This window comes from Cellulomonas triticagri, assembly GCF_003696205.1.
Lineage (GTDB): Bacteria > Actinomycetota > Actinomycetes > Actinomycetales > Cellulomonadaceae > Cellulomonas > Cellulomonas triticagri.
The window spans coordinates 1-11,720 of record NZ_RFFI01000126.1; the positions used below are offsets into that span (position 1 = coordinate 1).

At 74.4% G+C, this 11,720-nt stretch carries 10 protein-coding genes and 1 pseudogene; 7 read left to right on the forward strand and 4 right to left on the reverse strand.

What is annotated here, in order from left to right:
- The first annotated feature begins 98 nt into the window (after positions 1-98).
- From mgtE to EBM89_RS17415, 4 genes are all read left to right on the forward strand, one after another.
- Complete coding sequence (mgtE, locus tag EBM89_RS17400; RefSeq protein ID WP_122150907.1) at positions 99-1,487, forward strand: magnesium transporter; 1,389 nt, start codon at positions 99-101, stop codon at positions 1,485-1,487.
- A 31-nt stretch (positions 1,488-1,518) separates the two neighbouring features.
- Complete coding sequence (locus tag EBM89_RS17405) at positions 1,519-2,319, forward strand: IclR family transcriptional regulator (protein WP_122150908.1); 801 nt, start codon at positions 1,519-1,521, stop codon at positions 2,317-2,319.
- 148 nt (positions 2,320-2,467) lie between these two features.
- A complete protein-coding gene (gene eda / locus EBM89_RS17410; protein ID WP_122150909.1) occupies positions 2,468-3,103 on the forward strand; it encodes a bifunctional 4-hydroxy-2-oxoglutarate aldolase/2-dehydro-3-deoxy-phosphogluconate aldolase in 636 nt (211 codons plus the stop codon).
- A 53-nt stretch (positions 3,104-3,156) separates the two neighbouring features.
- Entirely contained in the window at positions 3,157-4,257 is a 1,101-nt protein-coding gene (locus EBM89_RS17415) for a sugar kinase (RefSeq protein ID WP_122150910.1), read from the forward strand.
- Between the two features lie 152 nt (positions 4,258-4,409).
- On the opposite strand, the gene glpK is transcribed toward EBM89_RS17415, so the two are convergent.
- The 3 genes from glpK to EBM89_RS17430 form a co-directional block, all read right to left on the reverse strand.
- Positions 4,410-5,930 carry a glycerol kinase GlpK gene (gene glpK, locus EBM89_RS17420; protein ID WP_122150911.1) on the reverse strand — a complete coding sequence of 507 codons (1,521 nt, stop codon included), beginning with the start codon at positions 5,928-5,930 and terminating at the stop codon, positions 4,410-4,412.
- Between the two features lie 167 nt (positions 5,931-6,097).
- Entirely contained in the window at positions 6,098-6,835 is a 738-nt protein-coding gene (locus EBM89_RS17425) for an MIP/aquaporin family protein (RefSeq protein WP_122150915.1), read from the reverse strand.
- 107 nt (positions 6,836-6,942) lie between these two features.
- Positions 6,943-8,760: a glycerol-3-phosphate dehydrogenase/oxidase gene (locus EBM89_RS17430; RefSeq protein ID WP_122150916.1), complete on the reverse strand. Its 1,818-nt coding sequence runs from the start codon at positions 8,758-8,760 to the stop codon at positions 6,943-6,945.
- A 193-nt stretch (positions 8,761-8,953) separates the two neighbouring features.
- Here EBM89_RS17430 and EBM89_RS17435 point away from each other — a divergent pair, with 193 nt between their 5' ends.
- From EBM89_RS17435 to EBM89_RS17445, 3 genes are all read left to right on the forward strand, one after another.
- Positions 8,954-9,904, forward strand: coding sequence for a sugar-binding transcriptional regulator (locus EBM89_RS17435; RefSeq protein ID WP_122150912.1), 951 nt, complete (start codon positions 8,954-8,956; stop codon positions 9,902-9,904).
- Between the two features lie 67 nt (positions 9,905-9,971).
- On the forward strand, positions 9,972-10,760 hold the full coding sequence (locus EBM89_RS17440; RefSeq protein WP_122150913.1) for a TetR/AcrR family transcriptional regulator: 789 nt from the start codon (positions 9,972-9,974) through the stop codon (positions 10,758-10,760).
- A 135-nt stretch (positions 10,761-10,895) separates the two neighbouring features.
- Positions 10,896-11,444, forward strand: a complete 549-nt coding sequence (locus EBM89_RS17445; protein WP_122150914.1) for an amino-acid N-acetyltransferase — start codon at positions 10,896-10,898, stop codon at positions 11,442-11,444.
- Here the strand turns inward: EBM89_RS17445 and EBM89_RS17450 are convergent.
- Positions 11,428-11,720 (reverse strand): annotated as a pseudogene (locus tag EBM89_RS17450) (A/G-specific adenine glycosylase); the annotation flags it as partial. The gene EBM89_RS17445 and the pseudogene EBM89_RS17450 overlap by 17 nt on opposite strands.

Sequence of the window (11,720 nt, forward strand, 5' to 3'; positions counted from 1 at the left end):
GGCGGGGCGCGTGCGGGGCAGCGCGCCGCCGACGGTGCGGCACCCCGCGGCCGGCTCGGTCGGCGCCGCCCCGGGCCCGCACGTGAGGAGCGCGCGCCATGACCCGTACCGCCCACCTGACCCGCCGCCAGGGCGCCACCCTGCCCACGGACCTGGACCTGCACGACGTCGTCGCCGTCGCCACGCCCCGCGCCGTGGAGGTCTGGCTGGAGCAGACGGCCGACCCGCGGGCGCGTGCGGACGAGCTCGCCGAGCTCTCCGACGCCCAGGTCCGGACCCTGATCGGGCTGCTCGCGCCCGACTCGGCGGCGGACCTGCTCGGCACCCTGGACCCGCACGCCGCCGCGGAGATCCTGCACGTCGTGCCGCCCGCCGTCGCCGCGGGGCTGGTCGACTCGACCGACCCGGACGAGGCCGCGGAGCTGCTGCGCGTGCTGCCGGACGGCGAGCGGGCCGCGGTGCTCGCCGCGATGCCCGTCGCGCGGTCGGCGGTGGTGCGGGGCCTGCTCGCGTGGCCGGAGGAGTCCGCCGCCGCGCACATGAACCCCGAGGTCGGCACGGTCCGCCCGACCATGACGGTGCGGGAGGCCGTCGACGCGCTGCGCGCGCAGCCGGACGCGGCGACGGACTCCGGCGAGGTGTACGTCACCAGCGACGACCGGGCGCTGCTCGGTGCGCTGACGTTCCGCGACCTGGTCCTCGCGGCGCCGGACGTGCTCGTCGCCGCCCTCATGCGGGACGAGGTCGTGACGGTCGGGCCCCTGGTCGACCAGGAGCGCGCCGCCGACCTGCTGCGCCGCCACCACCTCGCGGCGCTGCCCGTCGTGGACGGCGGCCGCCTGCTCGGCGTGCTGACCGGGGACGACGTCGCGGACATCGTCGAGGAGGAGGCCACCGAGGACGCGGTGCGGCAGGGCGGTGCCACGCCGATGGACGTGCCGTACCTGCGGGCGTCGCCGCTGCTGCTGTGGCGCAAGCGGATCGGGTGGCTGCTGGTCCTGTTCGTCACGGCGACGATCACGAGCAGCGTCCTGCAGCACTACGAGGGCGAGCTCGAGACGGTCACGGCCCTGATGTTCTTCGTGCCGCTCCTCATCGGGGCGGGCGGCAACGCGGGCACGCAGATCACCGCGACCGTGATCCGGGCGATGGCGACGGGCAGCGTCCGGCTGCGCGACGCCGGTCGGGTCGTCCGCAAGGAGGCCGTGACGGGGCTGATGGTCGCCGCGACCATCGCTCTGGTCGGACTGCTGCGCGCGTACACGCAGGGCGTCGGCGGCGAGGTCGCGCTGACCGTGGCCGTGTCCGCCGGGGCGATCATCCTGTGGTCGTCGCTGGTGGCCTCGGTGCTGCCGCTGCTGCTGCGCAAGGTCGGCCTGGACCCGGCGGTCGGATCGGGACCGCTCATCACCACGGTGGTCGACGGGACCGGGCTGATCATCTACTTCACGGTGGCCCGACTGCTGATCTCGGCGCTCGGCGCCTAGGGTCCGGCGGCGCGCGCCGTAGGGTGGGCGCGTGCAGGAGCAGACGGGGGGCGCGGACGGCCCGGGGCCGGCGTCCCCGCCGGTGGAGAGCGTGGACCGCGCCCTGCGCACCCTCGACGCGGTGGCCGCCGCCGGCCCCGCCGGGGTGACGCTCGCCGAGCTCTCGGCGGGTCTCGGGGTGCACAAGACGACCGTGCACCGCTCCCTGGCGGGCCTGCGGCACCGGGATTACGTCGCCCAGGACCCGGTGACCGGGCGCTACGGGCTCGGCCCCGCGGCGGTGGGGCTGGCGGACCGGTACTTCGCCGAGGACGACCTCGCGGCACGGCTGCACGGGGCGCTCACCGCCCTGTGCAGCGCGACCGACGAGCTCGTGCACCTGGGGGTGCTCAGCGGGGTGCAGGTGGTCTACCTGGATAAGGTCGAGCCCGAGCGCCCGGTGCGGGTGTGGTCGGCCGTGGGCCGCCGGAACTGGGCCGCGACCACGGCTCTCGGACGCGCGGTGCTGGCGTTCCGGGACACCCCGCCCGCCGCCGTGGCGGGGTACGTCGACGCGGTCGAGCCCGCGGGGCGGGTGGACGCCGCGCGCCTCGGCGCGGAGCTCGCCGCCGCCCGGGAGCGCGGGTACGCCGTCGAGCTCCAGGAGAACGAGCCGGGCATCGCCTGCCTGGCGGTGCCGCTGCTGCGGGGCAGCCGCCCGGTCGCGGCGCTGAGCGTGACCGCCCCCGCGGACCGGATGACCCCGGACCGGCTCGCCGCGCTGCACGCGCAGGTTCTCGCGGTCGTCCCCGCGCTGCTGCCCCCGGGGCTGCACCTGCCCGCCGCCCGCTGACCCGGGGTATCCGCCACCCCCTGACCAGGGGGCCCGTCGTGCGTCCCCAGGTGGTGCGGGGGCGTTGCCGTGGGGAGCAGAGCCGTGGGACGATGCGTTGCGGAGGGCGCAGCAGCCGTTGCGCCAGGCGCAACGCGAGGAGTCGACGATGACGGACGTGCTGGACCGGCTGGCGGGGCACCGCCTCGTCCCCGTGGTGGTGCTGGACGAGGCCGCCGACGCGGCGCCCCTCGCGGACGCGCTCGTCGGCGGCGGTCTGCCGGTCGCCGAGGTGACGTTCCGGACCGCTGCCGCCGCCGACGCGATCCGGGTCATGGCGGACCGCGGGGACGTCCTCGTCGGCGCGGGCACGGTCGTCACGCCGGAGCAGGTGGACCAGGCCGTCGCGGCCGGTGCGCGGTACCTGGTCTCCCCGGGGACGTCGCGCGCCGTGGTCGAGCGGGCCCAGGAGCACGGCGTCCCGGTGCTGCCCGGTGCGGTCACCGCCACGGAGGTGCAGGCCGCGCTGGAGCTCGGCCTGAGCACCGTGAAGTTCTTCCCCGCCGGGACGTCCGGCGGCAGCAAGGCCATCGCGGCGCTCGCGGCCCCGTTCGGCGGCGTGCGCTTCGTGCCCACCGGCGGCGTCGGTCCCGCGAACCTCGACGAGTACCTGGCCCTGCCCTGCGTGGCCGCCGTCGGCGGGTCGTGGATGGTCCCGCGCGAGCGCGTGCGCGCCGGGGACCTCGACGGGGTGCGGGCGCTGGTCGCCGACGCCGTCGCGCTCGCCGCACGCCTGCGCCCCTGACCGCGCGAGAACCCGCCGCACCCCGACCCGCCCGCACACCGGAGGAGACCCCCGTGCCCCTGACCACCCGTCCCGCCGAGGACGTCCGCTTCGACGCCGTCTCCCTCGGCGAGGTGATGCTCCGCCTCGACCCCGGGGAGGGCCGCATCCGCACGGCCCGGCAGTTCCGCGCGTGGGAGGGCGGCGGCGAGTACAACGTGGCGCGCGGCCTGCGCCGGGCGTTCGGTCTGCGCACGGCGATCGTGACGGCGCTCGCGGACAACGAGGTCGGCCGACTGGTCGAGGACCTGATCCTGACCGGTGGCGTGGACACGTCGTACCTGCGCTGGCTGCCGTACGACGGGCTCGGGCGATCGGTCCGCAACGGCCTCAACTTCACGGAGCGCGGCTTCGGCGTCCGGGGCGCGGTCGGCGTGAGCGACCGGGGGCACACGGCGGCCTCGCAGCTCGGGCCGGACGACGTGGACTGGGACCACCTGTTCGGCGAGCAGGGGGTGCGGTGGCTGCACACGGGCGGCATCTACGCGGCCCTGTCGGACACCGCGGCGGCGACGGTGGTCGCGGCCGTCACGGCGGCAAAGCGGCACGGCACGGTCGTCTCGTACGACCTGAACTACCGGCCGAGCCTGTGGCGCGCGGTCGGCGGCCCGGCGCGCGCCCAGGAGGTGAACCGCGAGATCGCGCAGCACGTCGACGTGATGATCGGCAACGAGGAGGACTTCACCGCCTCGCTGGGCTTCGAGGTCGAGGGGGTGGACGAGAACATCTCGGCGATCGAGGTCGACGCGTTCGCGGCGATGATCGACCGGGTCGCCGAGGCGTACCCGAACTTCCAGGTCATCGCGACGACGCTGCGGACGGTGCGGTCGGCGACGGTCAACGACTGGGGTGCGATCGCCTGGTCCCGCGAGGAGGGCCTGGTGCAGGCGACGCACCGCCCGGGCCTGGAGATCCTGGACCGGGTGGGCGGGGGCGACTCGTTCGCGTCCGGCCTCGTGTACGGGCTGCTGGACGGGCAGCCGCTCGCCACCGCCGTGGAGTACGGCGCGGCACACGGGGCCCTCGCGATGACCACGCCCGGTGACACGACCATGGCGTCCAAGGCCGAGGTGCTGAAGCTCGCCGGTGGCGGCGGGGCGCGCGTCGACCGCTGACCCGACGGCTCCCGTCGGCGGACCGACGGGGCGGGCGCACCGGACAGCGGTGACCGGGGCGTCCGCCCGCTCCCCGGTCGTGGCCGGGGTAACGGCGACCGGCCCCGCCCCCTCTCGTGAGGGTGCGGGGCCGGTCTGCGTGCGGCGGGGTGTCAGCGCACGTCGTCGTCGACCCAGTCGAGGGTCTTCGTGACGGCCTTCTTCCACAGCCGGTACTGCCGGTCGCGCTCGTCGGACGCGAGGTCGGGCGTCCAGCGCTTGCCCTCGGCCCAGTTGTCGATGACGTCCTGCTCGCCGGACCAGAACCCGACGGCGATGCCCGCGGCGTACGCGGCGCCGAGCGCGGTGGTCTCCGCGACCTGGGGGCGCACGACGGGGACGTCGAGGATGTCGGCCTGGAACTGCATGAGCAGGTTGTTGGCGGTCATGCCGCCGTCGACCTTGAGCTCGGTGAGCGCGACGCCGGAGTCGGCGTTCATCGCGTCGAGGACCTCGCGGGTCTGGAACGCGGTGGACTCCAGCGCGGCGCGCGCGATGTGGTTGCGGTTGACGTACCGGGTGAGGCCGACGAGCGCGCCGCGGGCGTCGGAGCGCCAGTACGGGGCGAACAGGCCGGAGAACGCGGGCACGAAGTACGCGCCGCCGTTGTCCTCGACCTTGCCGGCCAGGTACTCGATGTCCGGGGAGTCCGCGAACATGCCGAGGTTGTCGCGCAGCCACTGCACGAGCGAGCCGGTGACGGCGATGGAGCCCTCCAGCGCGTAGACCTGCGGCTTGTCGCCGATCTTGTACGCGACCGTGGTGAGCAGGCCGTTCTTGGACTGCACGGGCTCGGTGCCGGTGTTCAGCAGCATGAAGTTGCCGGTGCCGTAGGTGTTCTTCGCGGTGCCGACCTCGAAGCACGCCTGGCCGAACGTGGCGGCCTGCTGGTCGCCGAGGATGCCGGCGATCGGGACGCCGGGGACGAGCCCGCCCTGGCGGCCGTGGCCGTAGACCTCGGAGGAGGAGCGGATCTCCGGGAGCATCGAGACGGGCACGCCCATCTCGGCGGCGATCTCCTCGTTCCAGGTGAGCGAGTCGACGTTCATCAGCAGGGTGCGCGACGCGTTGGTGACGTCGGTGACGTGGATGCCGCCGTCGACGCCGCCGGTCATGTTCCACAGCACCCAGGAGTCGGTGTTGCCGAAGGCGAGCTCGCCGCGCTCGGCCTTCTCGCGGGCGCCCTCGACGTTGTCGAGGATCCAGCGGATCTTCGGGCCGGAGAAGTAGGTCGCGAGCGGCAGGCCGACGCGCTCCTTGTAGCGCTCGGCGCCGCCGCCGAGGGCCGCGAGGTCGTCGCAGATCTTCTGGGTGCGGGTGTCCTGCCAGACGATCGCGTTGTAGACCGGCTGGCCGGTGGTGCGGTCCCAGACCACGGCGGTCTCGCGCTGGTTGGTGATGCCGACCGCGACGATGTCGCTGTAGGTCTTGTTGGCCCGCGACAGCGCGAGGCCGACGACCTCCCGGGTGTTCGTCCAGATCTCGTTGGGGTCGTGCTCGACCCAGCCAGCCTTCGGGAAGATCTGCTGGTGCTCGGTCTGGCCGGTGGCGACGATCTGGCCGCCGTGGTCGAAGATGATCGCGCGGGTCGACGTCGTGCCCTGGTCGATCGCCAGCACGTACTGCTCAGCCATGAGGAGTTCCTTCGCGTCGTCGTCTGGCCCCACGGCTCACGTGGGGCGCCGGCAGGACGCGGGGGCGACGCTGCCGGTGGTGCGGGGTGGCCGGGACGGGTCCGGCCGGGTGGTGGGGTGCTCGCCCCCGCAGGGGGAGGGGGACGAGCACCCCGGTCCGGAGAGGGTCAGGCGACCCAGCCGATGGTGGCGGCCAGGAGACCACCGAGGAGACCGCCGACGGCGGGGCCGAGGACCGGCACCCAGGCGTACGACCAGTCGGACGAGCCCTTGCCCTTGATGGGGAGCAGGGCGTGGGCGATGCGGGGGCCGAGGTCACGCGCGGGGTTGATCGCGTAGCCGGTGGGGCCACCGAGGCTGGCGCCGATCGCGACCACGACGAGCGCGACGCCCAGCGGGCCGATCTGCGCGGGGGTGTTGCCGCTGATGACGACCCAGAACACCAGGACGAACGTCGCGACGACCTCGGTGAGGAAGTTCCAGCCGTAGGAGCGCAGCTCCGGGCCGGTGGAGAACACGGCGAGCTTGATGCCGGGGTCGGCGTCCTCGTCGAAGTGCTTCTTGTAGGCCAGGTAGGCGAGGGTCGAACCGACCGCCGCACCGGCGAACTGCGCGGCGATGTAGAGGAACCCGTTGGCGGCGTTCACCTCGACGCCCGGGGCGAACTCGGGCTTGTCGGCCGCCCAGATGCCCAGCGTCACCGCGGGGTTGAGGTGCGCTCCGGACTGGAAGGCGACGTACACACCGGTGAAGACCGCGAGACCCCAGCCGAAGTTGATGAGGAGCCAGCCGCCGCCGTTCCCCTTCGTCTTCGGCAGGATCACGTTGGCGACCACGCCCGCACCCAGGAGGAGCAGGACGGTGGTGCCGAGGAACTCGGAGAGGATGGCGTCTCCGACGGAGATGGAATCCACGGCTGACCTCTTTTTCGTAGACGGACGTCGTTGTCGATGTCTCGGTGTCCCGGCGGGGGCCGGGACCGCGGCCGGGGGACCGCGGTCGTACTACCCGATCATGTCCCTGCCGGGGGGTTCGCGGCAGGGGTCTGGTGAGACGAACCAGGCTTGTGGCCGGCGCGGACGGGCTCGGTGTCGAGCGCGACGAGCGGGGCCAGGTCCTCGGCGGCGTCGCGTGCGGCCTGCGCCGCGGCGTCGTCGTGCTGCTGGGCGGCTGCGTTCTCGGCGTCCGCGCGCTGGCGGTAGGCGTCGATCTCGCGGGCCCGGGTCGCGGCGTCCCAGCCGAGGCGGTCGCCGATGATCCCGGCGATCTCCTCCAGCGCGCCCACGCCCTTGTCCGCCTGCTCGTAGTTGAGGCGGGTGCGGTGCATCAGGACGTCGTCGAGGTGCAGGGCGCCCTCGTGGGTGACGGCGTAGGCGACCTCGGCGCCGATGTACGCGGGTGCCCCGGCGAGCGGCTGGCCGAGCGTCGGGTCCTCGTCCACCATCTCGAGCAGCTCGCCCAGCAGGGAGCCGTAGCGGTGCAGCAGGTGGTCCATGCGCCCGCGGTCCCAGCCGTAGCGCCCGCCGATGTCGCGGGCCTGGCGCTGCAGGACCTCGAGGCCCTCGGCGCCGACCAGGGGGATCTTGTGCGTGATGGACGGCAGCGTCGTGGCGCGCGAGCCGATCGCGAAGTCGACGGCGTCCTTCGCCATGACGCGGTAGGTGGTGAGCTTGCCGCCCGCGATGACGGTGAGGCCGGGAGTCGGCGAGGCGACGGTGTGCTCGCGCGACACCTTGGCCGACGAGGTGCCCTCCTTGGTGCCGGGCTGCAGCAGCGGCCGCAGTCCCGCCCAGGTCCCGATGACGTCCTCGCGGGTGATCGGCCGGGACAGCACCGCGTTCGCGTGGTCGATGACGTAGTCGATGTCGTCGCTGGTGGCGACGGGGTGCGTGAGGTCCTGCTCGTAGGGGGTGTCGGTGGTGCCGATGACCCAGTAGCGCGACCACGGGATGACGAACAGCACCGACTTCTCGGTCTGCAGGATCAGGCCGACGTTCCCGGCGATGCGGTCGCGCGGGACGACGATGTGGATGCCCTTGGACGCGAGGACCCGCAGGCCGCCCTCGGTGCCGGCGAGCGACTCGGTCTGCTCGGTCCAGACGCCGGTGGCGTTGATGACGTGACGGGCGCGGACGGTGAACCGCTCGCCGGTCTCGAGGTCCTGCAGCTCGGCGCCGGTGACCGCACCGCCGGACGTGGTGGTGAGGCCGACGACCTGGGTGCGGGACGCCGCGTGCGCGCCGTAGGAGGCGGCCGTGCGGATCAGCGTGGAGACGAGGCGGGCGTCGTCGACGTTGGCGTCCCAGTACTGGATCGCGCCCACGGCGGCGTCGTGCCGCAGGTCGGGGAACTTGCGCTCCAGGCCCTTGCGGGTGACGTGCTGGTGCAGCGGCATGGCGCGCTTGCGGCCGTTGACGCTCGCGAGGGTGTCGTAGAGCGCGATGCCCGCCCCGACGTACGCGCGCTCCCAGACCCGGTTCTCCAGCGGGTACAGGAACGGCACGGGCTTGACCAGGTGCGGGGCGAGGTCGCTGATGAGCAGGTCGCGCTCGGTGAGCGCCTCGCGCACCAGGTGGAAGTCGAGCATCTGCAGGTAGCGCAGGCCGCCGTGCACGAGCTTGCTGGACCGGCTGGACGTGCCGGAGGCCCAGTCCTGCGCGTCGATGACAGCGGTCGACAGCCCGCGGGTGACGGCGTCCAGGGCGATGCCGGCGCCGGTGACGCCGCCGCCGATGACGAGGACGTCGAGCTCCGGGCCGCCCTCCGTGGTCGCTCGCAGGGTCGCCAGCGCGTCGTCGCGCAGGCGAGGAGTCAGTGCTGCGGTCCTCATGTCCCACTCCATCGCGGTCGTGCATCGTCGGCCGGACTCCCAGGAGCGGGCGCGGGGTGCCGCGCCGACCGGGACCTCGGTCCTGTCTGAGGACTATCGTCAGCACGCACCGAACGAACGCGCAACCGCTGTGCACGAATGTGCAGGGACTGTGGTCCCATGGTGGGACGAGGACGACGAGGAGGTCGTATCGATGGCCGACCGTGAGCAGGACGTGCTGCGCGCCGCGTCCATGTACTACCTGCAGGACGTGAAGATGGAGGTGATCGCCCGGCACCTGCACACGTCGCGCTCCACCGTCTCGCGGCTGCTGAAGCGCGCGCGCGAGACCGGTCTGGTCGAGATCACGCTGCGCCCGTCCACCACGCGCGCACCCAGCCTCGGCCGCTCGATCTCCGCCGCGTTCGGGATCGACACCTACGTGGTCCCGGTCCCGGACTCCGGGGAGCAGGTCGACACCCTGGACCAGGTGGCCCGCGCCACCGCCCGCCTGCTGGCCTCCTGGTTCGACTCGGACATGATCCTCGGCGTGGCCTGGGGCACCACCCTCGCCGCGGTGGCCCGGCGCCTGCAACCCAAGCCGACCCACGGCAGCGTCGTGGTGCAGCTCAACGGCGCGGCCAACACCCGCACCTCGGGCATCGAGTACGCGAGCGACCTCATCGCGTCGTTCGGCAGCGCGTTCGGCGCGACGGTGCGCCACTTCCCGGTCCCGGCGTTCTTCGACTACCCGGAGACGAAGGCCGCGATGTGGCGCGAGCGCTCGGTGCGCCGCGTGCTGGACGAGCAGTCCCGCGTGGACATCGCCCTGTTCTCGGTCGGTTCGGTGACCGGCTCGGTGCCGTCGCACGTGTACTCGGCGGGGTACCTGGACGACGACGACGTGATGCTGCTGCACGACCAGGCCGTCGTGGGCGACGTGTGCACGGTGTTCCTCCGGGCCGACGGGTCCTGGCGGGACGTGCCGCTGAACGCCCGCGCCACGGGGCCCTCGCCCGACCAGCTGCGGCGCATCCCGCGCCGGCTGTGCGCCGTCGCCGGGGACAACAAGGCCGTGCCGCTGCTCGCCGCACTGCGCGCGGGCACGATGACGGACCTCGTCGTGGACGAGCGCACCGCCGCCCGGCTGCTCGCCCTCGCCTGACGGCGCCGACCGCCGCGGGCCGCCGGCGAAACCCGCTCGTCACGCACGGCTGCTAGCGTCCGCGCCCATGACCGCCCGGCCGACCGCGCGCACGGACGCCGCACCGTCCGTCGGTGCGCCCGCCGCCCCCGGGCCCGACGTGCCCACGCCCGGGACGCCGGCTCCTCGCGCCGCCCGCCCCGGGCGCCCGCGCTCGGACGCGGACCGGGACACCCGGGGCGCGGTCCTCGCCGCGGCGGCGGAGCTGTTCAGCAGCGTCGGCTACACCGCGACGTCCACCTACGCGGTCGCGGAGCGCGCCGGGGTCCGGCAGGCGTCGATCTACCACCACTTCCGCGGCAAGGACGCGCTGCTCCGCACGCTCCTGCTCGACACGGTGCGCCCGTCCCTGGCGCTCGCGGACCAGCTGCTGGACGAGCCCGGGTCGCCCGCCGCCCGGTTGTGGGCGCTGTGCGACGCGGACGCGCACTGGTTGGCGGCCGGGCCGGTGAACATCGGCGGCCTGATGCTGCTGCCGGAGGTCGCAGGGGAGTCGTTCGCGGAGTTCCGGTCCGAGCGGCGCGAGCTGCGGGAGCGCTACGAGGCGCTGGTCGCGGCGGTGCTGGGCGTGCCCGCCGACCCGGCGCCGCTGGCGGCGACGCTGGTGTTCGGCCTGGTGGAGAGCGTGATCACCGCGCGCAGCGCGGGCGGCACCGAGGCGGTGGGGTCGCTCGCGCCGCTCGTCGCGGACGCCGCGCTGCGGGTGCTCGGGCTGGACGACGCGGCGGTGGCGCGGGCTCGGGAGTCCGCGGCCGACCTGGGTCCCGGGCCGCTGCTGCTGGATGAGGCCGACGCACCGGACCCGGGCCCCGTCTGACCATCCCGGGCGGCATGGAACCACCCGACGACCGAGCCCCGCACCCGGCGTGACCGACCCGCGCGAGGGCGAGCCCGCGGGTCGTCCCGTGGTCCGCGGCGGCGTCCCCGCTGGTGGACGACGTAGGTTGGGCGCGTGACCGACCCGACCGCCGCCCGCACGTCCCCGCCGTCCGACGCCCCCGCGTTCCGCGTCCGACCGGCCGTGCCCGCGGACGTGCGCGGCATCCGGGACCTGGTGCAGCCGTACGCCGACGAGCGCATCCTGCTCGCGAAGGAGTGGGTCGGCTACTACGAGGCGGTGCAGGAGTTCCTGGTCGCGGAGGCCCCGGACGGGACGCTGATCGGCTGCGGGGCGCTGCACGTGATGTGGCTGGACCTCGCGGAGATCCGCACGCTCGCGGTCGCCCGGCAGTGGCGGGGGCGCCGCGTCGGGCACGCGCTGCTGGAGGCGCTGACCGACCGGGCGCGCGACCTCGCGATCAGCCGGCTGTTCTGCCTGACGTTCGAGGTGGACTTCTTCGCCGCGCACGGCTGGGGCACCATCGACGGCCCGGCGGTGGAGCCGGAGGTGTACGCGGAGCTGCTGCGCTCGCACGACGACGGCGTGGCGGAGTTCCTCGACCTGGCGCGCGTGAAGCCGAACACGCTCGGCAACACGCGGATGATCACGCGGGTGGACTGACCGGCAGCCGGTAGCGGGGCAGCGTCGGGTCCTCGTGGGGCACCTGCTGGACGAGGCCGTCGGCGAGCAGCCCCGCGAGGCAGCGGTCCCGCTGCGCGTCGTCCGGCCACACCGCCGCGACGGCGTGCGCGGGGGCGGGCTCCAGGGCCTCGCGCAGCAACGCCATGATCCGGCCGCGCACCTGCCGGTCGGTGCCCGCCCACGCCTGGGTGCGCCGCCGGGGCGCGTGCGCGTCCGGGGGCGACCCCGCGCGGCGCCAGGCGCACGCGTCGGCGA

Coding starts and splice junctions, on each gene's coding strand:
- mgtE (WP_122150907.1), top strand. CDS start 99: ATGACCCGTACCGCCCACCTGACCCGCCGCCAGGGCGCCACCCTGCCC.
- eda (WP_122150909.1), top strand. CDS start 2,468: ATGACGGACGTGCTGGACCGGCTGGCGGGGCACCGCCTCGTCCCCGTG.
- glpK (WP_122150911.1), bottom strand. CDS start 5,930: ATGGCTGAGCAGTACGTGCTGGCGATCGACCAGGGCACGACGTCGACC.
- EBM89_RS17430 (WP_122150916.1), bottom strand. CDS start 8,760: ATGAGGACCGCAGCACTGACTCCTCGCCTGCGCGACGACGCGCTGGCG.
- EBM89_RS17435 (WP_122150912.1), top strand. CDS start 8,954: ATGGCCGACCGTGAGCAGGACGTGCTGCGCGCCGCGTCCATGTACTAC.
- EBM89_RS17440 (WP_122150913.1), top strand. CDS start 9,972: ATGACCGCCCGGCCGACCGCGCGCACGGACGCCGCACCGTCCGTCGGT.